The following is a 23,284-nucleotide window of genomic DNA, read 5'->3' as shown; positions in this document are numbered from 1 at the left end:
AATTTACGCAAAAAATCAATGTCCTGTAATACGAATATTATCAATATCGTAAGTAGTTGCTTTATCAGGCGCCGCTCCTAAATATCTGAAAGCGAAATTTATCGATCCATCCAGACAGGAGATATCCAATTCAGTCTTCAGATACTTTTTCCCATACTGATTCGACGGACCTACCGGAATCTTTGCATCTAAGAGCAACCAATCTGTGGTTAAAGGATTCCCGGAATAATCATTCGTGATCAAGACTTCCAGTATAGTTTCGTTGTCGTAGGAGGCCATAATCTCAAAGGAAAGGCTCTCTGAAGTGGTACTGCCTAAATCTATGGGTGGGCTCACCAACCAGGCTTCCAGGGGACTTTCTTCAGTATTAAAAGCGGAGATTCTTATATACCGGTCGCCATCGAAGGTCCCTGGTTTAAAGACTTCGTTTCCTCCGTTAACATTAAGGTTAGTCCAGCCCTCAGCCTCAAATTTTTCTTTGCTGGTAATGTTAGTGAAGTTTTCCTCAAAAATAACTTCCGGCCCGGCTGTGGTAACATCTCCACAAGAAAAAAACTCGGGATCACAGCGTTCTTCATTAAAGTCAATGGCTTCGGGTGTATTAATAGCTACCACAAAAAAGTCATCGTAAAAATTTCGGGAGAGCACACCTTCAATACTTCCCGATTCCTGCGGAAGTAACAGCGATTTAAAATCGGAAAAAATACTACTCGATAAAACCGTAGTCGCACCGGTAACACAGCTTTCTAATTGACGCTCCCCATCGTATTCGTCTATTTGCTCTCCCGCAAAAGTAAAGCGTAAATCCTCCCGGATTAACTGCCGGTTAAATTGTACGTTTTCAAGCTTTATATATAAATTCAGGTGTTCTGTTTTGAATTCAGAAATTTCCAAAGGAAGTGCTGTGATTTCAGCGGTCTCATTTGTTCTGATAAGGTGTTCGTCAATCAGAGAGTTAGAGATAGCTACCACATCCCCTCTGTTTTGTTTTCCTAGTTGAATAACTCCGTTATTTTGCCAAAGACTTAGTCCGTCCAATTTCACGTATATCTTCCTTCCGAATTCAAAGGTTTCAAAAAGAGAATTATCGTCTACAAGAATTAAAATCCCGGCTGTAGGGTTAGCCGGGCGATCCTGCAGGACCAGTTCTTTATAAAAATTCCCGCCTTCATCACTGGAAACCACATAAGCTTCCATATAGGTCTCTGTTTCTGAAAAAGTGTAGATATCGTTATTTTCAGGATCAAAATTATTTTTTACCGCCGCGATATTAGTGAGATTACCATTAAAGGTGAATTCTTCTGTTTCTATGGTTGGGGTTTCAAAATCATCTGTCTTCACGCAGGAAGTCATGGAAAACCCAAATAAAACTGCTATTAAAAATGTTTTCATTACTCTCATCTGTTTAAAATTAATATCCCAATTGGGGAATTAGGTCCAAACCTATAATCCTATTCCTGTTTGGTGACATTTTTTGGGTCCGGCAGCATGCCGGTTTCATCTCTTTCTTCTTTAAAATCTCACATAAAAATTTGCATAATAGCTTGCTCCCCTACCATACCAGTATTTCGGGTTAAAAATCGGGTAATCCCGTTCCTGATCAGTCTTTAAGGTTCGGTAATTGGCATTTCGGGATTGCTCAAAACCACCGGTTTTATATAGCTCGTCAAAAATATTGTTCAAACTCACAAAGAACCCGATGTATTTTCCTTTTACCAACCAGGATTTACCGCCAATTACATTTACCAGGAAATACTCCTGAAATTGCTCCTGTTCGAGTAAATTCCGGGCGATATCTTCATCAAAATTAAGCAAGGGCAGACCATCTGTATCCAGTTTAAAATTTGCCGTCCGTGTTAGCGGACTAATATCCAGAAAGGCATGTGAGAAAAAATTAACGCTGGCTCCAAACCACCAAAAACCGGGATCCCGATATTCAAAACCTAATTGCGCAGCTCTTTGTGGTCCCCCGGCAATCCTATAGTTTTTGAGATAGGAAGTGCCATAATGTACCGCTTCTTCAAAATCATCTGATGTTAAATATAATTATGGATTGTTGCTGTATGTATATTGCCCCACTGCGGCCGCGGCTTTTAGCTTTATAGTTGTTGTTACTTGAGATTCAACTCCAAATTCTGCACCCAAATGGCGTTTCCCAATTCCGGTCAAAATCTCCTGAACAAAGGCTGTGGAGATTTCAGTAGCATCATTTATTTGGGTAAAATATCCCGTAAGTCTTGCTTTTAATTTAGGAACCCGGTAGCGATAACTCAAGTCTGCGGAATAGATCTTTTCGGTATCCAGTCCCAACACAGTTTCATTATTCTGCCGGGAATTTGAAAATGAGTTTCGTAAATTGGGAGGTTTAGCCAGGTGAGCCGCATTTATAGTAAAAAGGTGCCGGCCCGTCAATCTATAGGTCCCACCGGCTTTAACTCCGAAGCCTGTAAACTGGAGTTTTTCGCTTTCACCTAAAGAATTTTCCGGGTAGTTACCATTTTGAAATAGTCCATTACGCTGATATGTAGTTTGAGATAAATTTACCCCTGCATAAAAATCGGTTTTGGAGTAATTGAACTGAAGCTGGGCAAATGCCTCGGCCGTGTTAGCTTTCAGTTCAAAATTATATTTATAAGGTTCGTCTACTCCCACTATTCGGTTTGGATCCTGGAGATCACTTTGGGCACGGTCTCCCAGGGAAGTTTCAGCATCACCTTCAGCAAAGAAATCCACATCCAGATAACCATTGCCACCCAACAGGTCTTTAACCGAAGCAAAATTATGACTGTTCAGGCTGGTAAATGACAATTTGGAATTAAGACTGATGTTTGCATTCAATTCAGAAGAAATAATCGAGTTCGCACTGATCAACTTATCGTCATTACGATCTTCACTTAATGCATAAATAGTATAACCGGCACTCTGATTGGCCTCGTATAATTTTGCCCAGTCCAATTGCCCGTTTTTAACAAAATCATCCCGGGCTCGAAAGGCGGCTTCGAAATTTGGATTATCAGTAAAACGTAAAAAATATCCGGGTAATTTCTGATAATAAGTGGGATCCGGATTGGCGCCTCCCCCCACAAAACTTTCCTGATCTCCTAACATTACCAGCCTTGTGCCTCCATAATATATGCGACTGTTCCCGATTTTCCCAAACTGAAAAAGTAGATTATTATTTATTTCCATTTTTTCTGAAATGGTCCAGAAATGATTTAGCATCAATACGGGTTCCTTGATCTCCCTAACCCTGGAATTTCTAATTTCACCATCCTGATAGCCCCAATAGGCGTTATACCGTCGTCCTTTAAAATCGATGACTTCCTGGGTATTCGGGGAAGATTTCCCCCTGATATTGGGAGTGTAAAGTCCAGTGAAATTCAGGCTGTGGGTTTCATTGAATTTTTTTTCCACGGAAACATAAAATGCATTTGCGTCGTACAGCGTTCCATCATTATATTCTTCTTCGGCAAATCTTCGGGAAGCTGAAACTGAATATGCCCAGCCTTTCGATAACTCCCCGGAACTATAACTTCCCATAATCCGGCCGTTGTAACTACGGTTGGCAAAGGCATAGGAAATTCTCCCACCCCTGGAATACTGGGAGGCCCGCATAATGATATTGGTGGTTCCCGCCAGGCCGCCAAAACTGACTTCACTGGGAGAAAGTCCCATAGAAAATACCTGGTTGCGCTGCACATCATTTAGACCGCCCCAGTTACTCCATTGTGGTCGGCCGGTAAAAATTTTGTTCATTTCTATGCCGTTTATTAGCACCTTGCCATGTTCACTGTCATAACCACGCGGCCGGAAGAAAGTTTGGCTAAAATCGAAGGCAGCAGCGTTCAGAAAAACATCCCGGGACGCCTGCAGCAGCCCGGCGATATTATCTACATTGGCTTCATCGTCGTTCAACTCGTCATCAGAAAGACTTATGGTGCTTATCTGGAGCTGCTCATCATTAAGATCGGTTTGAAGAAGTACCAGGTCCAGGTTCTTTTCTATTCCTTCTTCAATTATTACCGGCAATCTCAATTCTACATAACTATTTTTAGAAAAATGCAGCACCTGATTTCCGAAGGGCAGATCTTCCCCGGAAAATTCAAAATCACCGGTGGCATTGGTTATTATTTGATAAGAAGTATTCTCAATAGAAACCTGTACCCCGGAAATATTATCATAGGTAACTGCATCAACTACTTTTCCCTTAATGGTAGTTTCCTGGGCTCCTGCCGAAAGCATTAACATGCCAAAATTTATCAATATCAATAATTTCTTTGTCAAAATTTTCCTTGATTCTCTCTTATAATTATAGCTTTTTATTTCATAATAAGCCAGAAATCAGTACATTATGTGGCTAAATCAAACTTTTTTGTAAGGAAATGCTTAGGGGAAAATTACGGGGGATAACCGCTTATCTATGTTTTTTGATTTTTGCTGATTGCTGCTTTGCTCAGGAAAAGCGAAATTTCAACATTAATACCATCGCGTTTTATAATGTGGAGAATTTATTTGATACCGAAAACCATCCCTTTACTTTTGACGATGACCGCACTCCTGAAGGAAAGGATGTCTGGACAGAAGAAAAGTACAAAGACAAGCTTGAAAACATCTCTAAAGTTCTGGCTGAAATAGGAACAGATGTTACCGGAACTTCCCCAACTATTATAGGCATTTGTGAAGTGGAAAACCGGCAGGTGTTGGAAGACCTTCTTAATGAGGAGGCCCTTATAAACTCCAATTACGGCATCGTGCATTACGATTCGCCCGACCGTCGTGGCATTGACGTCGCTCTTATTTATAAGAAATCCATCTTTAAACTTACCAATTCCCAATCCCACCGGCTAATGATTTACGATTTTGTAGATCGGGAAAAACGGGTTTATACAAGAGATCAACTAGTTGTTAGCGGATTGCTGGATGGGGAAAAAGTATATTTTATGGTAAATCACTGGCCCTCCAGAAGCGGGGGTGAAGCCAGAAGAAGTTACAAAAGAGAAAAAGCCGCTGCACTAAACCAAAAGATCATAGATTCCCTTTTTCAGGTAGATCCCTATGCTAAAATTATAAGTATGGGCGATTTTAACGACGATCCCACCAACATAAGTTTTAAGAAAGTTTTAAAAACTAAAGCTAATCCGGAAGAGACAGCTTTCAGGGAAATCTATAATCCCATGGAAAAAATGCTGAAACAAGGTCTGGGCACCTTAGCCTATCGTGATGGCTGGAATCTCTTTGACCAGATATTAATGACAGGCGGATTTCTTCAAAAAGATTATTCAGAATACCAGTTTTATAAAGCGGGAATCTTCAACAAAAATTATTTACATACCCCAGACGGGCAATATAAAGGGTATCCCTTCCGGAGTTATGGCTACGGAGGCTATGTAGGCGGCTACAGTGACCATTTCCCGGTATATATCTATCTAATCAAGGAAGTTAACTAGGAATTAAAACCAGGCACTCCAGGGTATCCTGCTAAGCATTAAAATTAATGCGATAGTATAAAAAATTGCGAGGATCTTAAATTTTGGTTTCGAAGTGAGTTTCGTTTTATGTTTAGAGTAGCCCATGGTGATCAGCACCACCGCAATTATCATAATTAATGGGTGCTCTACTAGGTATAGTCTATGAGTGGAATTCTTCATCACTTCGCCCATTCCTTGCTCCATGAGAACCTGAAAAGAAGGGGTCAGAAAATACAGAACAAGTCCAATTAACAATTGAATATGTGAAGTTATCAAGCTAAATAGTGCAAGCCTGAAATTGGTCGCGCCATATTCCTTGTTGCTGGTATAGCCAACAATGGCATTCACGGCAGCAATGAGTAGAACAATTAAGGTCAGATAAGCCCAGTAAGAATGTATGAATTGTATGGTTGGATACATAATGCTTGATTTTAGGGTAAATATACATTTTTAAATAAAAAAACCACCCCAAATAGGGTGGTTTCAAGAATATATAGAGTTATTCTTAGAAGTTATACTTTACAGAGAAGTTCCATGTAAGACCATTACCATAATAGTAACCATACTGGTCTCTTTGGTTAATATACTCGTTATCAAACAAGTTATACACGTTACCTCTTAACTGAATATTCTGACCTCCAAAGTTAAACTTATAAGATGCACCAAGATCAACAAGAGTGTAGGCCTCAAGCTTTTCAGATTGGTATGTTTCACCTTCAAGGGTAGCGAAAGCCACATCCTCTACATCAACAAATCCATAAAGATTAGCGTAATGATTAATATCCATATCCATACTAAAATTCTCCGTGATTTGTACATCAGTACCAAGTCCTAACGAAGATTGTGGAGCAAGGCCTACATTGGTATCAGTAAGATCAGCTTCCAGCTCATCAACAAAAGCATTAGTATCGTTATTTCGTACTCTAATTGGAGTAGTTCCCTCATATTTCCAATCACCTATGGTTGCATAACCTTTTAGTGTCCAACCATAAACAGGACGGTATTTTACGTCTAATTCAAGACCCTGGTGAACCTGCCCGATATTGGTAAAAAGGAAAGATGCATCTGGAACGGTTTCACCTCCAGCTGGATTATACTCACCAGAAGCATTTAAGAATCTGTTTTCCCATTTGGTGTAATAGGCGTTAAGGTTAGCCTGGAAATCACCTGTTTCAAATTTATAACCAGCTTCCAAACCAAAGATTTCTTCATTTTCTACTTCGGGATCGGCCAATTCAGTGTTATCGGCATAGCTTGGGAAAATGTTATCAAGGAAAGGCTGACGAGAATACTTACCAACATTAGCGAAAACAACATTTTGCTCATTGATATTGAAAGATGCACCACCCTTAAGGTTGTAACCTGTTTTATTTACTTTCTCTGAGGTCTTAGCGGTAGCAAAGTTACCTCTGTCTGTTCTTTGGTAAGATTGATTAGATACAGAGCCCTGGAAGAAAACAGAGAACATATCATTAGCATATTCAACCTGACCAAATCCACCTTGATAATTAATATCCTCAGAATAGTCATAATTGATTCGCTGATCTTCATCGGCATAATCAAATAATGCAGACCATGGGTTAGCTTCAAAAGTTTCAGAAACTACATAACCGTCAGGACGGCTACCCATAGGCTCAATTCTACCCTGAAGTCCTAAAAGATCGGTAAGTTGACGGAAGTGGTCTCCGGTGTACCAACGTAAATCGGTACCAACGTTAAAGGCCCAACCAGTTTCGGTATCGTGGCTAAAGTTAGATACTGCACCATACCAGGCGTGGTTGTTCACAGAAGCTCTTAATAAAGTTCCGTTGTAACCCTCACTTAGCCCTCCTTCAATAGAAGCATTATAATCGTTCTTGATAAAATCCCAATCGATTAATCCATCCTGAGTAAAAGCTCCACTTGGATTTGAATCTAAGCCATTGTCTATATAGTTAGGACCGTTTCCGTAAGTTCCAGTTCCACCACCTCTACCAAACGAAGCGTAAACTACAGTTGAAAGGTCTGATTTTTCAGAAATATTCCAGTCCCAGTTTAAGTTCGTAACAGGTTTGTGATAGTAGTTTCTACGGCTGGTAAGATATTCCCCTTCAAGGAAACCATAGTTATTGTTATATTTTACACCATATTCGTCATAAAGATCCATGCTCTTAGAGAAATTCTGGTCGTGCCACTGTGGGGCACCAGTAAGAAGGAAGTTAAAGTTATGATCTCCCATTTTCTTACCAACAGAGAAAAAGTAATTCTGTCCCTGTCCTTTAGTTCCATCAGCATACTTGCTGTGTCCCTGCCAGTGATCTAAAAGGAAAGAAAAACCCCATCCATTTTCGTTAATTCCTGTATCGTAAGAAACGGTACCTTTAAGGTAGCTACCATTACCAACCATACCTCTTACAAAACCACCCTCGGTTCTTTCAGTAGCTTTAGTAACGATGTTTACGGTACCACCTACAGAAGAAATAGCAAGTTTAGATGAACCTAGTCCACGTTGTACCTGTACAGCATTGGCGATATCTGAAATACCAGACCAGTTTGACCAGTACATGTTCCCATCTTCCATCCCGTTAATAGGTTGACCATTTAAAAGGAATGCAGTGTTGTTTTGGCTAAATCCACGAAGAAACATTTGGGAATCTCCAAACCCACCTGCCTGGTTTGCAACATAAACCGAAGGAGTGTTTTTTAGAATTTCAGGAAATTCCACGTTACCTGCTGCTTTTTTCTGAATTTCAGCTTTTGTAATGGTTGAAACCGCGATTGGAGTTCTACGGTCTTCTTCAAGGTCAATTACCCCTCTACCTACTACGATTACCTCAGAAAGAGCATCCGCATCAGGATTAAGGTTAAATTCCCCAAGATCTTGGGTCGCACCCTGAGCAACATTAAATCTAATGGTTTGCTTCTCATAACCTACGAATGAAATGCTGATACTTCCTGTAGCCGAATTTACATCCAGGCTAAAGTTTCCATCAAAATCGGTAGTTGTCCCATTATTAGTGCCTACTTCCATAATAGTAGCACCCGGCAAGGGACTGTTCAATTCAGAATCAATCACCGTTCCGGTAATGGTTCCCTGAGCAAAAATGGTAGCAGTTGTTAAAAACAACGCTAAAGCTAATAGTTTCCTCATGTTTAATTTTTGTTTGTTGAGTTTTATATTCGCCGCAAAAGAAGCTAAATCCTCAATATTCAGGTTTACCTAAATGTTAAGATTTTTAACTTCAGCATCTTTCACGCCGCAAAATTAAAACTTTTTCAAGTATCTAATTCAAGAGGAATTAAAACTATTAAGAAAATGTTAACATTTATGTTATTTTTATTGTAAAAAGAATTTTAAGAGGTTTTTAGTAGAAGAATCGTGATCATTCAGCTGTTTATTTTCGATTTCCTCAAGGATATTGGACGCTAGTTGCTTTCCTAATTCCACACCCCATTGATCGTAACTGAAGATATTCCAAATCACGCCTTGAACAAAGATCTTATGCTCATACATAGCCACTAGTTTCCCCAGGCTTTCAGGAGTGAGTTTATCAAACAAGACGGTATTTGTAGGTTTATTGCCTTCAAAAACCTTAAAAGGCAGGAGCTCTTCCAGAGCTTCTCGCGACATCCCTTTTTCCTCAAGTTCCTTTATCACTTCCTGAGGAGTTTTTCCCTGAAGCAGAGCTTCAGTTTGAGCGAAGAAATTGGCCATTAGTTTATTATGGTGATCGGTGTCACCAAAAAGACTTTTCTTAAATCCTATAAAGTCTGCAGGGACCAATTTTGTACCTTGGTGAATTAATTGAAAAAAGGCATGCTGGGAGTTGGTGCCGGGTTCTCCCCAAATAAGGGTTCCGGTTTGATAATCTACTTTTTTCCCATTACGGTCTACGCTCTTACCGTTGCTTTCCATGATAGCCTGCTGCAAATAGGCCGGCAATCTATGAAGATATTGAGTATAAGGAATTACAGCTTCGCTTTCAGCATCAAAAAAGTTATTATACCAAACGCTTAACATGGCTAGCTGCACGGGAATATTTTCTGAAAGATCGGTTTCTCTGAAATGACGATCCATCTTCTGAGCTCCTTTCAGAAGGGCTTCAAAATTATTATAGCCTACGGCAAGGCTAACAGACAAGCCTACGGCACTCCAAAGGGAGAAACGACCACCAACCCAATCCCACATCGGGAAAACATTCTGAATATCTATTCCGAATTCCTCTACTTTTTCAATATTCGTAGATACTGCAACAAAATGTTTTGAAACCGCCTCCTGAGGAGACTTTTTTCTAAACCAGTTTCTTATAGTAGTCGCGTTAGACCTTGTCTCCTGGGTAGTAAAGGTTTTAGAAACAACCAGAAAAAGTGTGGTTTCAGGATTAAGGTCCTGAATGAGTTCATGAACATGGTCTCCATCCACATTCGAGACAAAATGTACCTTAAGATGATTATTATAATGCTTTAAGGCTTCGGTAACCATACTAGGCCCAAGATCTGAACCTCCAATCCCGATATTTACAACATCGGTGAAGGCCAAACCTGTATAACCTTTTTTACTCCCATCAATAACCGAGTTGGTGAACTTCTCGATCCTTCTTTTAACTTCCTGAACTTCAGAAATTACATTTTCTCCATCGACTTCTATTACGGCATCCTCGGCAGCCCTTAATGCAGTATGCAGTACCGGGCGATTTTCTGTCCTATTAATTGCTTCTCCGGTAAAGTAGGCTTCTATAGCTTCAGGAAGAGCGCACTCCTCGGCAAGCTCATTAAGCAAACCTCTGGTTTTTGAAGTAATGCGGTTTTTACTGAAGTCCAGATATAAATCTTCCCATTCTAAAGTAAACTCAGAGGCACGACCGGGATCTTTTTCGAACAACTCCTTTATCTCCAGATTTTTTACCTCCTTATAATGTTCAGCTAATTTCTTCCAGGCAGTTGTTTGAGTTGGATTTATATTTTTCACAGCAGTTATTTTAATTAAAAATTCAAATGAATTGCAAATTTAAAAAAGGAAAATACGAAGTCAGCCTCGTAATCAACTTAAAAATTGCCGAGATTAAGAATCCCGACTGGGATCGAATTAAATTTCCTGATAAGGAATACTGTCTAGCCTTTGTTTCAACTCATCTATAGTAGCGAAGTAAGCCTCTTTGTGCTCGTTTTCAATATGTTTTGCAGTTGGCAGGTTCTGGCGATAGGGATCTACCTGCCTACCATTTACCCAAAAGCGATAACATACATGAGGTCCTGTAGCCAGGCCGGTACTTCCAACATAACCAATTATATCTCCCTGCTTAACCCGCTGTCCATTGCGCACATTTCGCTTTGTCATATGAAGATATTGGGTGGTATATTTACTGTTATGGCGCACCTTAACATAATTCCCATTGCCCGAGGTGTAACTTGAAGCGATAACCGTCCCATCGGCAGTACTTACAATAGGTGTGCCTGTTGCTGCAGCATAATCTGTCCCAAGATGGGCTTTCCAGCGTTTTTGTACAGGATGAAACCTGCGCTTTGTATACCGGCTGGAAATCCTGCTGTAATTTAAGGGGGCTTTCAGGAAAAAGCTCTGCAAGGCCTTAGCTTCTTCATCATAAAAATTGGCCTTTCCGGTAATAGAATCAGTTTCATAGTTGAATGCATAAAAAGGTCTTCCAGAATGTTTGAAAACAGCAGCTTCAACATTTTCGATTCCAGCAAAAATGGTGTCATCGATATATTTTTCTTCGTAAACCATTTTAAACTGATCTCCCTTCTGAAGTTTAAAGAAATCTATGCTCCACTGATAAATATTGGAAAGTTCATAAACCAGCAAATTACTTAAACCCTGATTTTGCATGGCTTCTGAAAGGGAAGATGTAATAACCCCGGATATTTCCCGCTTCTTTATAGTAACCGGGCGTTTTGCTTTATATGCCGCGGGCTCATTAAGGTTGACAACAGTGTAGTTTATTTTGTCGTTCTCGTAAATAAAGAATTTAGGGGTTTGAGCAGAATCTTTATCTTTAAGTATAATGTATTTTTTTCCGGCTATAATTCTGGCAGGATTAAAAGTATCTTTTACCTTCTCTGAGATCTCATGTACTTTTCCGGGGCTCACCCCTTGCTTATCAAGGATACTTCCAAAAAAATCCCCTCTGGCAATCGTATCTACAACCACCTCGAAATCGTTGAGCACAAAACCATATTCCTTCACTACCGGTGGTGCTTTCACCTTGGCCATATTTTTATTAATGGCTTCATCTTTCACATCATCATTGCAGGCGGTCACAGCCAGCAATATCAAGATAAGGTAACTAAATTTTTTCAATTTTTTCAAGCTGTTTTTTCTGTATTAAACTTATTCTCCACCCATTCTTTTCCCCATTCTTTAAATTCTTCTTCACTCCATAAATTAGGAAAAAAGCTGTTTTTCTGAAAGCCCGGCGGAAGAAACTCTTTCCAGTTGGTACCTCCGGTGGCCTTTATTGTCTTGTTATCTTTATTCAAATAGCGATAAGCAGCACCAATATGCATCAGAGGCCAGTTAATATTTACGTAAACGTCAAAATTACGCATTGCATTGATCAATCCCGAATTATTTTTTATCTCTTCCGGAAGATCTAAGTAAATTTGATAAAGGGTTTTCCCTTCAACTTCGCGGGCAAGCTTTAAAAAGCTTTCGATATATCGATCTTCGAATTGCTTAAGAGTTAGGGTTTTCTCTCCGCTTTTAAAGTCTATTCCGCCCCTTTTCCAGTAGATATTTTCCAGTAATTCCTCGAAACCATTTTCAGCAGAAAAATTCTCCCGGGTTTCAAAAGGAACAAGGTTCTCCAGGGGTGTCGAATAGATCTCGATCATTCTAAACTGCGCCGACTGGAAACCACTGGCCGGCAATAGTGCCATCCTGAACTTAAGGAATTGTTTCCGGTCCATTCCTTTGATCATCACATCAAAAGAATCGGTTAATATCCTGAAATATCGATTTAGGCGGTGGAATTTTTCAATATAAAACGCCCCATCTTCATTTTTGGCTTCAATTATTTGCTTTTGCTCATGAATAATCAGTTTGAAATATAGTTCTGTAATTTGGTGATAAGAGATAAAAATCTTCTCATCGGGAAAATGAGTAAGTGTTTTTTGAAGACTTAAAAGGGTATCTATATTGATATAATCCCAATAGGTAAGGTATTTATCGTATAACAATCCGTCAAGATACGAGCCGAGGTCCTGCCCTGAATTTCTGAATTTCTCTTCGAGTTTAGCTATTCTTTCGGCAATCTCTGGCTTAATTTCCATGTTAATCTACAATTATTCTGAAGGGGTGTTTTAGTCCTTTATAAGCGTCCAGATCAGCATCCAGGGAGCCAACTTTGAGATCTGCTTCAATTTTTACAGGTAATTTATTAGCATCATCAGAAACCCAAAAAGTAAGGCTTTCTTTTTCCTTAAATACTCTTCCTGCCATCACTAAAGGCCTGAACTTCAGGGTGGCCACTTTCCCAAACTTGGTCTTGATCACCTCGCGACCAAGAAACCTAAGTTTGAAATTCATAGTTTCATCATCTATAAAAAGATTGAGGTTCATCTCATCTCCGGGACTAAGCTCATCACTCTTAATATTGTTGCGAATATAATAAAATGCAGACAACATATCGTGCACATTTTCCTGGGTAGTATAAGTGTTATTTTTCCCATGCTTTTTATCGAAGACATGCGCCTGGTTTTTGTTATGATTGAAGTCTATTTCCAGGTCTTTGGTGTAACCACCCTCATCAATCTTTCTGATGAATTTATAAGGCTTTCCATCTTTTTTATCGATAAAAGTCTGATAATCGTCATCCACCTTAAAAAAGAGATGTAGTAGCCCGGTAGATTTTCCACGACCTTTAATATGATAAACAGGATTATTACGCAGCGTGGTTTCCTCAACCTCCATAGTGGCATAACTGGCATTAAAGGGACCGTAATGAATCCTGAAACGGAACCATTCTCCTGCCTCAAAAGCTTGCTGTGATTGTGCCTCCATAGAAAAGGAGGTTAAAAGTATGGCGAGTATTGCAAATATTTTTTTCATGGCTTTTTCTTCCTGATAAAAGTAAAATTCGTGTTACAATACCAATATTTACAATTTCTATTCCAAATGTAATTAAACAAAAAACCTCATCAAATTAATGATGAGGTTTTTGTCTTATTAACCAACTAAAACTTAAATTATGAAAAAATAAATCACACTGTTTGGTAACCACTCCAAAAAATGCGAGTGCAAAAGTCCTCAAATGGCACTTTATTTACAACCAAAAAATAGACTTTAACCAAAATGGTGTGATTAATTTAAGGTTTTATCAAAATAATTATACAAGTTGACAAATATTACCTCTTAACTTAATGTACCCCGTAAATCCTGCTCTCTCTCAATCGCTTCAAAAAGTGCTTTAAAGTTTCCTTTCCCGAAAGATTGGGCTCCTTTTCGCTGAATGATCTCAAAAAACATTGTTGGCCGGTCTAAAACAGGCTTGGTAAATATTTGCAGCAAGTAGCCTTCATCATCACGATCTACTAAGACTCCAAGTTCTTTTAACGGCTCGAGCTCTTCATCTATTTCACCCACCCTATCCAGGAGGGTGTCGTAATAAGTCTCTGGCACGTACAGGAATTCTACTCCACGATCACGGAGTGCGGTTACGGTTTCAATAATATTATCTGTAGATAAAGCGATATGCTGCACTCCTGCCCCGTTATAAAAATCTATATATTCTTCGATCTGAGATTTTTTCTTCCCTTCAGCCGGCTCGTTGATAGGGAATTTTATTCTTCCATTACCGTTGCTCATAACTTTACTCATAAGCGCAGTATAATCGGTAGAAATATCCTTGTCGTCAAAAGAAACCATTTGGGCAAATCCCATTACTTTGGCATAAAATTCCACCCATTTGTTCATTTCGTTCCAGCCTACATTGCCCACCATATGGTCAATAAATTTCAGACCGGTTTCTTTTGTTTCCACCCTTGAAGTATAGGCTTTATAACCAGGTAAAAACGGACCGGTATAATCTTTTCGTTCCACAAAAAGATGAATGGTTTCACCATAGGTATGTATCCCGGAAATTACTGCCTTCCCTTGCTCATCTTCCAGCTCATAAGGTTCGACGTAGGATTTCGCGCCTCTTTTGGTGGTTTCTTCATAGCTTTTTCGGGCATCATCTACCCAAAGAGCTATCATTTTAACCCCATCCCCGTGTTTATTGATGTGTTCATTAAGATCTCCACCAGGTGTTAATGGTGAGGTCAGAACGATTCTAATTTTTCCTTGTTGTAATACATAAGAAACCTGGTCTTTTCTCCCGGTTTCCAAACCTGAATAGGCCACCGGTTCATATCCCCAGGCGTGCTGGTAATAATAGGCGGCCTGCTTGGCGTTCCCTACATATAGCTCAACGAAATCGGTGCCCAGAATTGGAAGAAAATCTTCTGCTTCGGGCATTACTTTTTCCAGTTTCAATGATGTGTTATCGGTACTCATATTAATATTTTTATATATTCTTGAATTAATTCTACTCTAACCAGGACTTATGATAGCTGTCATCGGCTATTTTCATCGCCTCTTCGGTAAGTTTTAATGGTTTAAAAGTATCTACCATTACAGCCAATTCCTCAGTTTCTATCTGACCAATACTCCTTTCTACAGCTCCCGGATGCGGCCCGTGCGGGATTCCGGCAGGATGCAGGGAAATGTGCCCCGCCTCAATATCATTTCGGCTCATAAAATCCCCATCTACATAATAGAGAACCTCATCACTATCTATGTTACTGTGAGAATAGGGTGCCGGAATTGCATCAGGATGATAGTCGTATTTTCTCGGGCAGAAACTGCATACCACAAAAGCATCGGTTTCAAAGGTTTGGTGAACCGGTGGCGGCTGGTGAATTCTTCCCGTAATTGGTTCAAAATCATGAATGCTGAAGGCGTAAGGGTAGTTATACCCATCGTAACCTACCACATCAAAAGGATGTGTAGCATAGACCATATCAAAGATCTCTCCCTGTTTTTTTACTTTTATGAGAAAATCTCCTTTCTCATCATTGGTTTCCAATTCGTAAGGCTGCCTGAGGTCTCTTTCACAAAATGGAGAATGCTCCAGTAATTGCCCGAACCAGTTCCTGTATCTTTTTGGAGTATAAATAGGTCTTCTTGATTCTACAATGAACAAGCGATTATCCTCATCGTCAAAATCGATCTTATAAATGGTTCCCCGTGGAATCAATAAATAATCCCCGTATTTGAAATCCAGGTTTCCAAGATGTGTTCTTAGTTTTCCAGTTCCTTTATGAATGAATAACAATTCATCGGAATCGGCATTCTTGTAAAAATAATCATCTGTAGAACCCTGCGGAGAAGCAAGGGTAATATCCACATCACTATTGGTAAGCACCACCTTCCTGCTTTCGAGATAATCAGGATGCGGCATGATCTGAAACCCTTTAAAACGATAGGATTTAATATTATTTTCTGTAGCGATCTTTGGTTTTACACTATAACTTCCTTTTATTTCCTTTACCTGTGTTGGGCGGTGTTCATGGTACAGGTTAGACGACATCCCGTCAAATCCAATAGTTCCAAAAAGCTGCTCGTAGTAAAGGCTACCATCTGGTTTTTTGAAAACCGTATGACGTTTGTGAGGAATTTTACCGAGTTTATGATAAAAAGGCATATTCTTGTTTTTTTAGGCCTCCCAATTTTATAAAGAAAATTGAGAATTTACTACTTTTTAGGCCTTAATTTCACTTAAAAACAAATATCGGGAATTTTACACTAAACATTCTTAAAACATCACTAAATCCTGGAAGCAATTTGTAATGAACATTAATCCCTTTCGATTAACTATATATGAATATGACAAAAATTAAACTCAGCATACTCGACCAATCAATTGTTAGAACCGGTGCCACCCCACAAGAAGCTTTACAGGAAACTATAGAAACCGCAAAACTTGCCGATAAACTAGGGTTTCACAGATTTTGGCTTTCTGAACACCACAACTCAAAATTTATCGCCGGCTCGGCTCCCGAATTGCTTTTAAGCAGGCTTGGCGCTGAAACTCAAAAGATCAGACTTGGTTCCGGTGGGATTATGCTCCCCAATCACAGCGCTTTTAAGGTTGCCGAAAATTTCAGAACCCTGGAAGCGCTCTATCCAAACCGTATCGATTTAGGGATGGGACGAGCTCCGGGAGGAGACCGCGTAAGCGCTTACCTTTTAAATCCCTCCAACACTTTTAAAGAGGAAGACTATTTAACCCAGCTTGAACATCTCCAGCATTTTTTCACCGACACCGCCGGAACTGAAAAAGGCAAAGTATATGCTATCCCACAAGTGAATTCCATACCACAGCAATGGATCCTGAGTTCTAGTGGTGGCAGCGCGAAAATTGCCGCTGAAATGGGGATGGGCCTGTCTGTAGCCAAATTCATTAACGGACTGGTTTCTCCTGAAGTGGTTAAGGAATATCGCAAACTTTTTAAAGCATCAGAGACCTTCAAATCCCCAAAGGCTTTTGTGTCTGTATTTTTGATGTGTGGTGAAACCGAAGAGATCGCTGCCAATATGCGGAAATACATCGAATATATCCTGCTTCAGTTTGAACGAGGAAACTTTCAGAATTACCCGGAGTTTTCAGAAATAAAAAAATATGAATTCAGTGAAGGAGAAAGAGAATTGCTGCAGCGAAATTCGGGAAGAATTGTTTCAGGCACCAAAGAATCTGTAAAAACACCATTGGAAGAACTTGCTGCCGATTTTGAAGTAGACGAAGTAATGATTTCTACAATGAGTTATTCAAAGGAGTTGCGCTTGAGATCTTTTGAACTGGTAGCCGAAGCTTTTGATCTAAAACCAGAATCCTAAGTTAAAGAACCAGGTACTGGATTGTGATTCGGGAGACCAGGTGTATTTTATCTCGAGGGGGCCAATAAAAGACTCGAACCCATAGCCCAGGGCATAGCCAGAAAAATCAGGGCCAGAAAACCACTCCCCGGTGGAATAAAGCCTGTTTCCTACGTTGGCATAATTTGCGCTGCCAATCAGGTGATGTCCTCTTGTAAACTCATAATCAAGTTCCGCCAGAGCTTTGATATAACTGTCCCCTGAAATACTTATAAAATCATACCCCAGAAAAGGCTCAAAATTATTGATCAGGTTATTACCATAACCTCCAAGAAAGAAATCCAGGGTATTGGTATTATCGTTACCAATTTTCAACCCAGCCGAACCTTTAAGCCTAAGGGATAATTTATTTAAAGGCGTTACCGCGTAGCCAATTTCACCTTTTGCGATTGAAAATTCAGAGAAATTCTTGTTATAATCTGACGAATACAGGTAAAGATGGAAATCGCTGTTTAAATAAAAACCTGTAGACGGGAAGTATTTATTATCGTAGGAATCAAACCTTAAATTCCCAAAACCACTCAGGAAATGGCTGTTTTCAAAAACATTATCCGGAATCTGGGCAGAACTGCTTTCCAGGGTTTCGGTTTTTATTTTTAGAAATTTATGTTCCGCTCCAATTCCGAAGGAAAAAACCTGTTTAAAGGTGGTTTCAAAATATATCTGATTGGTGAAATCGATGTGATCAATATTCAGCCTACTCACCGCTTGGTCTTCCAGACCGGCATTTTGCCGCGCAAAATCAAAAGAAATATCATCACTGAATTTATTATATCGGGAATGTATTCCCAAACTCCAGTAATACCCCTTATCCAGATAATAGTCGAAATTGTATCTGAAGTTATCGCCCACAATAACATCGAGGGAAGTGACGTCGTTGGTAAAAAGCAAACTTTTATGGGTAACGTTCACTAAAGCGGCACTCCGGTATAATTCGTCAAAATGTACTCCCAGTCTGAGAAAAGTCTTATTCTGACTCTCTTCGATTTGCATGGCTAGGGTAAAAAATCTATCGTCTTCATTCGGAATTAACCGATAGTTTATCCGATTGAAATTTCCTGTAGCCGAAAGGTTGTTAATACCATTATTGAGGTCTTCAAAAGTGAATTTGGTAAAATAGTTAAGGCGGAGTTTTCCCATAATATATTCCCTGGGATAATTGTTGTTGCCCTCCAGGGTGAGAGTACTAATTTGTAGGGTATCAATACGAGGAATCATAAATTCTGAATCGCGAGGCTTCTGCCTTTTAGAAACCTCCTTTAAATCATCAATCCTTTTCTCACTAGCCACCCTCCCCGAGTCTATAATCTCCTTCCCCTTATCGAAAGAGAGAACAGAAAATTTAGAGATATCTGGTTTAATATAGATATCGGTTTTCGGGATCTTCTCCCTCATATCGTTTATCGTCCTGAAATTGCTAATCTGGGTAAGAATATCAAAAACTCCTTTTAGCTCAGAGCGATCCATTAAACTGTCCTGTACATCAACACCAATAACGAATTCAGCACCACGCCTTCGCAGCTCCTCCACCGGGTAATTATTGGCCACACCTCCATCGGTGAGTAAGCGATCCCCTATTTTAACCGGACTGAATATAGAAGGAATCGCACCACTGGCCGAGACCGCCTGAGCCAGGGAACCTTCATCGAGGATAACCTCCTCCCCGGTTTCCACATCGGCAGCTATGCAAAAAAACGGGATAGGCAATTCGCTGAAATCATTTACATTTCCCAGATGCATGGTAAGTTGGGACATTAAATTATAAATATTTTGACCTCGGGAAAGGCCTGAAGGCAAACCTATCTTAAATCGATCAAAGGGTAGAGTTAAGGCATATTTTTCTGAATCTTCTTTTTCATAGAAGGTTTTGGCATCACGCGGAAGGTTATCCTGGATAAGAATATTAAAATTAGTTTCGTGAAATATAGAATCCAATTCGTCAGCCGAATACCCTGAAGCATAAAGCCCCCCAATAATCGCCCCCATACTGCTTCCTCCAATATAATCTATGCGAACTCCGGCTTCTTCCAAGACTTTGAGCGTTCCAATATGGGCGAGCCCCTTGGCGCCGCCTCCACTAAGTACAAGACCTACTTTTAAGTCTTCTTCCTGTGCTTTTCCCAGGAAAGACCAGAGTACCATAAATATAAAGAGGACTTTTTTCATATTAAGATGCATGATAATGCTGATAAATAATTGCAGCTTTGGCATTGCCTATCACCTCACTTAAATCTTTTTGTGAGGCTTCTTTAATTCTTTTAACCGATCTGAAATGTTTTAATAATTCCACTACAGTCTTTTCCCCAATTCCCGAAATTTGTTCAAGTTCGGTATTAAGAGCGGCTTTACTTCTTTTATTTCTATGGAAGGTGATCCCAAACCGGTGCGCCTCATTTCGCAATTGCTGAATTATCTTTAGCGTTTCAGATTTTTTATCCAAATAAAGCGGAATTGAATCCCCGGGATAAAATAATTCCTCCAGGCGTTTTGCGATTCCGATTATGGCGATCTTTCCCCGCAGACCAAGTCTGTCCAGGGCTTTTACTCCTGAAGATAACTGCCCTTTCCCACCATCTACTATTATTAACTGAGGCAATGGCTCTCCTTCATTCAACAAGCGAAGGTAGCGCCTGAAGACCACCTCCTCCATCGAAGCAAAATCATCGGGGCCTTCCACTGTTTTGATATTAAATTTACGATAATCTTTTTTACTGGGCTTTCCGTTTTTAAAGACTACACAAGCCGCCACAGGATTACTTCCCTGGATATTAGAATTATCAAAACATTCTATATGCCTTGGTTCTTCATGGAGCCTTAAATCTTCTTTCATCTGGGCCATCACTCGATTCACGTGCCTGTCTGGGTCTACAATCTTCATCTGTTTAAACCGTTCTTGCCTGTAATATTTTGCATTCCGCTGAGAAAGCTCTACAATCTTCTTTTTATCGCCCAGTTTTGGAACAGTAATCTTTACATTTTCTCCGGCTTCAACCTTAAAAGGCACATAAATCTCTTTTGAATTAGAATTAAAACGTTGTCTTATCTCAGTAATTGCCAGTTCCAGCAACTCAGGGTCGCTTTCGTCCAGTTTTTTCTTCATCTCAATGGTATGACTCCTGATAATCGCGCCATGGGAGAGCTGAAGGAAATTTACATATCCATAACCTTCATCGCTTACAATGGAGAAGACATCCACATCACTTATCTTCGGGTTGACCACCGTAGATTTAGACTGATAATTTTTGAGGACATCAATTTTATTTTTTATCAGCTGCGCATCCTCAAATTCCATCTTATCGGCGTGCTCTTTCATTTGCTCTCTGAACTTATGCAACGAATCTTTGAAGTCACCCTTTACGATCTGACGTATGGCCTCGATGTTTTTATTATATTCTGCTTCTGCCTGCAAGCCCTCGCATGGCCCTTTGCAATTTCCTAGGTGATATTCCAGGCAAAGTTTATATTTCCCCGCTCTTATTTTATCCTCGGCAAGATCATAATTACAGGTGCGCAACTTATAAAGTCCTTTTATGAGCTCGAGCAGGGTGTTTACCGTTTTGAAACTGGTGAAGGGACCGTAATATTCACTACCGTCTTTTATGAGTTTTCGGGTGGGAAATACACGTGGAAAACGTTCATTTTTAATGCAGATCCAGGGGTATGTTTTATCGTCCTTCAGCATCACATTAAAACGCGGCTGATGTTTCTTGATAAGATTATTTTCCAGCAAAAGTGCATCGGTCTCTGAAGCGACAACTATATGCCTTATCTCGTGAATCTTCTTTACCATCACCCCAATTCTATGACTATCGTGGCGTTTGGTAAAATACGAAGTAACGCGTTTCTTTAAGTTCTTAGCTTTACCTACATAGAGTATTCTCCCGTTTTTATCAAAATACTGATAAACTCCAGGACTATTAGGTAAGATTTTAAGCTGAAGATCTAAAGCGGGCGTTTCCATTACCCCAAAGGTATAGTTTTTTAAGTTTCACACCTGCAATTTGGAATTGTTTGGGTACTCCTTAAAAACGATATTTTCATTCGATAAGAAAGATTTTCCTATCAAATTCAAAGAAAAAAACCATTTAAGCCTGAATAGGTTTGGATGTATTAAATGAAAACGCCTGTCTTTAAACAGGCGCTTCCGAACAACTAACGATTACTTAATCACCGATTTAATCTTGTAGTTATAATTTACTGTTCCTATAATTCTCTGATCTTTATATTCCTCCAAGATACTTTTATGCCACCTCCATCGTGGATTTGCAGGGCTATTTTCCCATTAGCCTCACCAATTTTTTCATCAGAAAAATTAACCATTTCCTCCCCATTGAGCCAGGTTTGAACTTTATCACCCTCAACTCTTATTTTCATCTTATTCCAATCTCCATAATTGAGAACATTTTCCTTGTCAGCCTCGGGTTTAATAAGCCATCCTCTCCCATAGGATTCATAGACACCGCCTGTATGTAAATCTGGTGGTGCAACTTCAACCTGCCAACCTGAAATTTTTGTGCCTTCAATATCGGAACGAAAAAAGACTCCGCTGTTTCCATCAGCTTCCTGCAGGAACTCCAGTTCCAATTCAAAATCTTTATAATTCTTATCGGTTGCGAGGTATCCGTATTCGGCATCCGGGCCGCTCTCGGAAACCAATAAACCATCTTCCACATACCATTTTTCGGTACCATAAACTTGCCATCCATCAAGGTCTTTTCCATTAAAAAGATTGGACTCCGATTTACAGCCCACTAAGGCTACAAATAGAAGAGCCAATAAAATTCCTGTATTCTTCATCTTTTAAAGTTCTTTGATTTTTATATTTCTAAACCATGTAAAACTGCCGTGATCCTGCAGGCCAATCAGTCCGGATTTTGCTTTTCCGTAGTCCGGGAAGTCTTTCCACTTTCCTTCTTCCTTTCTTTTCTGCCAATCTTCAGACCAGGGCTCAAATTCAAGCGTTTTCTCGCCATTTAACCAGTAGGTAACTTTCTCGTTGGTAAATCTGATTCTGCTGGAATTCCATTCCCCAATTTCTTTTAGATCATCTTCATTATATTCAGGATCATACATTCCATAATCTCCACCAATAGATTGCCAGGACTCCAGCTCCTGAGGAAAACCAAGTTGATCTATAATCTGGTATTCAGGAGCGGTGAAGTAAGGCGCATCATATTTTTCATCCTCTATCACGTGGTAAAAAACACCACTATTTCCTTCAGGAGAAATCTTCCACTCGAGATAAAGTTCAAATTCTCCAAATTCTTCCTCCTCATAAACTATGTCTCCACCAATATCGCCTCCCTTACCAAGAGACTTCAAAGTGCCATCTTCTATAATCCACCCCTCAGGAAGACCTTCTCCATCTTCCCCATTATATGCCCGCCAGCCATCAGCATCCTGGCCGTCAAAGAGATATTGCCAATCTCCATCCTGACTTGCTTGTTCATTCTTTTCTTCTGTTTTCACTTCCGATTTATTTTCTGAATTTTCAGAAGAATTTTTACAGGCCATCATTGCTGAGACCGCAAAAACACTTAAAATAATTTTTTTCATATGTGTTTTATTTTAAATTTCTTCAATTGGGGCCAAAACTTCCCGTAGGGCTTGCTGCTCTATTATCGGTTTTCACTAATTAAAGTGTGCCATAGGCCCAATTTTAATGGTTTATCTATATTTAAGAGGTACGTGATTATAAAAGGATAAGAAAGATGTAAATTTTCATATGCGTGCTTCCAAAAGGTATTGCTACCTTTCTTTACGACAAGTGTTTGTGCTTATCCAGTTTTCGACTCAATTTCATACACAGGTTTAATTTCCTAGTAAAAAAAACGAGCTCCAGGTTTATCTTTAGGCTACCGGGGTGAGCCTTACATCAAATCCCAGTTTTCTAAGGTGACCA

The 23,284-nt window shown here is 39.7% G+C and carries 17 protein-coding genes; 2 read left to right on the top strand and 15 right to left on the bottom strand.

Annotation, left to right across the window (positions count from 1 at the left end; all coding sequences use genetic code 11):
• Nucleotides 1–15: 15 nt before the first annotated feature.
• From BM266_RS07015 to BM266_RS07010, 3 genes are all read right to left on the bottom strand, one after another.
• Complete coding sequence (locus BM266_RS07015; protein WP_093407624.1) at nucleotides 16–1,392, bottom strand: DUF5689 domain-containing protein; 1,377 nt, start codon at nucleotides 1,390–1,392, stop codon at nucleotides 16–18.
• Between the two features lie 120 nt (nucleotides 1,393–1,512).
• The gene (locus BM266_RS17520; RefSeq protein WP_310688030.1) at nucleotides 1,513–1,815 is read right to left on the bottom strand and encodes a hypothetical protein; all 303 of its coding nucleotides are present in this window, start codon (nucleotides 1,813–1,815) and stop codon (nucleotides 1,513–1,515) included.
• 231 nt (nucleotides 1,816–2,046) lie between these two features.
• The gene (locus BM266_RS07010) at nucleotides 2,047–4,248 is read right to left on the bottom strand and encodes a TonB-dependent receptor (protein ID WP_317040960.1); all 2,202 of its coding nucleotides are present in this window, start codon (nucleotides 4,246–4,248) and stop codon (nucleotides 2,047–2,049) included.
• A 134-nt stretch (nucleotides 4,249–4,382) separates the two neighbouring features.
• Here BM266_RS07010 and BM266_RS07005 point away from each other — a divergent pair, with 134 nt between their 5' ends.
• On the top strand, nucleotides 4,383–5,447 hold the full coding sequence (locus BM266_RS07005; protein ID WP_394333120.1) for an endonuclease/exonuclease/phosphatase family protein: 1,065 nt from the start codon (nucleotides 4,383–4,385) through the stop codon (nucleotides 5,445–5,447).
• 3 nt (nucleotides 5,448–5,450) lie between these two features.
• Here BM266_RS07005 and BM266_RS07000 read toward each other — a convergent pair whose 3' ends face one another.
• The 8 genes from BM266_RS07000 to BM266_RS06965 form a co-directional block, all read right to left on the bottom strand.
• Nucleotides 5,451–5,888, bottom strand: coding sequence for a hypothetical protein (locus BM266_RS07000; protein ID WP_093407622.1), 438 nt, complete (start codon nucleotides 5,886–5,888; stop codon nucleotides 5,451–5,453).
• A gap of 85 nt (nucleotides 5,889–5,973) precedes the next feature.
• Nucleotides 5,974–8,598: a TonB-dependent receptor gene (locus BM266_RS06995; protein WP_093407619.1), complete on the bottom strand. Its 2,625-nt coding sequence runs from the start codon at nucleotides 8,596–8,598 to the stop codon at nucleotides 5,974–5,976.
• Between the two features lie 186 nt (nucleotides 8,599–8,784).
• Nucleotides 8,785–10,416: a glucose-6-phosphate isomerase gene (pgi, locus tag BM266_RS06990; protein ID WP_093407617.1), complete on the bottom strand. Its 1,632-nt coding sequence runs from the start codon at nucleotides 10,414–10,416 to the stop codon at nucleotides 8,785–8,787.
• 117 nt (nucleotides 10,417–10,533) lie between these two features.
• Complete coding sequence (locus BM266_RS06985) at nucleotides 10,534–11,766, bottom strand: peptidoglycan DD-metalloendopeptidase family protein (RefSeq protein WP_175494773.1); 1,233 nt, start codon at nucleotides 11,764–11,766, stop codon at nucleotides 10,534–10,536.
• A 5-nt stretch (nucleotides 11,767–11,771) separates the two neighbouring features.
• The gene (locus BM266_RS06980) at nucleotides 11,772–12,737 is read right to left on the bottom strand and encodes a tryptophan 2,3-dioxygenase family protein (protein WP_093407614.1); all 966 of its coding nucleotides are present in this window, start codon (nucleotides 12,735–12,737) and stop codon (nucleotides 11,772–11,774) included.
• A gap of 1 nt (nucleotide 12,738) precedes the next feature.
• Entirely contained in the window at nucleotides 12,739–13,515 is a 777-nt protein-coding gene (locus BM266_RS06975; RefSeq protein WP_093407612.1) for a DUF3108 domain-containing protein, read from the bottom strand.
• Nucleotides 13,516–13,818: 303 nt separating this feature from the next.
• A complete protein-coding gene (gene hppD / locus BM266_RS06970) occupies nucleotides 13,819–14,961 on the bottom strand; it encodes a 4-hydroxyphenylpyruvate dioxygenase (protein WP_093407609.1) in 1,143 nt (380 codons plus the stop codon).
• Nucleotides 14,962–14,992: 31 nt separating this feature from the next.
• Entirely contained in the window at nucleotides 14,993–16,150 is a 1,158-nt protein-coding gene (locus tag BM266_RS06965; RefSeq protein WP_093407607.1) for a homogentisate 1,2-dioxygenase, read from the bottom strand.
• Nucleotides 16,151–16,332: 182 nt separating this feature from the next.
• On the opposite strand from BM266_RS06965, the gene BM266_RS06960 reads away from it, so the two are divergent.
• The gene (locus BM266_RS06960; protein ID WP_093407934.1) at nucleotides 16,333–17,343 is read left to right on the top strand and encodes an LLM class flavin-dependent oxidoreductase; all 1,011 of its coding nucleotides are present in this window, start codon (nucleotides 16,333–16,335) and stop codon (nucleotides 17,341–17,343) included.
• On the opposite strand, the gene BM266_RS06955 is transcribed toward BM266_RS06960, so the two are convergent.
• The 4 genes from BM266_RS06955 to BM266_RS06940 all read right to left on the bottom strand — a co-directional run bounded on the left by BM266_RS06955 (nucleotide 17,326) and on the right by BM266_RS06940 (nucleotide 22,938).
• A complete protein-coding gene (locus BM266_RS06955) occupies nucleotides 17,326–19,548 on the bottom strand; it encodes a patatin-like phospholipase family protein (RefSeq protein WP_093407937.1) in 2,223 nt (740 codons plus the stop codon). The genes BM266_RS06960 and BM266_RS06955 overlap by 18 nt on opposite strands.
• Nucleotide 19,549: 1 nt before the next feature.
• Entirely contained in the window at nucleotides 19,550–21,343 is a 1,794-nt protein-coding gene (gene uvrC / locus BM266_RS06950) for an excinuclease ABC subunit UvrC (protein ID WP_093407604.1), read from the bottom strand.
• Between the two features lie 242 nt (nucleotides 21,344–21,585).
• Nucleotides 21,586–22,179, bottom strand: coding sequence for a 3-keto-disaccharide hydrolase (locus BM266_RS06945; RefSeq protein WP_093407602.1), 594 nt, complete (start codon nucleotides 22,177–22,179; stop codon nucleotides 21,586–21,588).
• A gap of 3 nt (nucleotides 22,180–22,182) precedes the next feature.
• A complete protein-coding gene (locus BM266_RS06940; protein WP_093407599.1) occupies nucleotides 22,183–22,938 on the bottom strand; it encodes a 3-keto-disaccharide hydrolase in 756 nt (251 codons plus the stop codon).
• Nucleotides 22,939–23,284 lie beyond the last annotated feature (346 nt).

Source organism: Salegentibacter flavus (assembly GCF_900115145.1).
Taxonomy (GTDB): domain Bacteria; phylum Bacteroidota; class Bacteroidia; order Flavobacteriales; family Flavobacteriaceae; genus Salegentibacter; species Salegentibacter flavus.
This window is presented reverse-complemented; position numbering and strand designations above follow the sequence as displayed.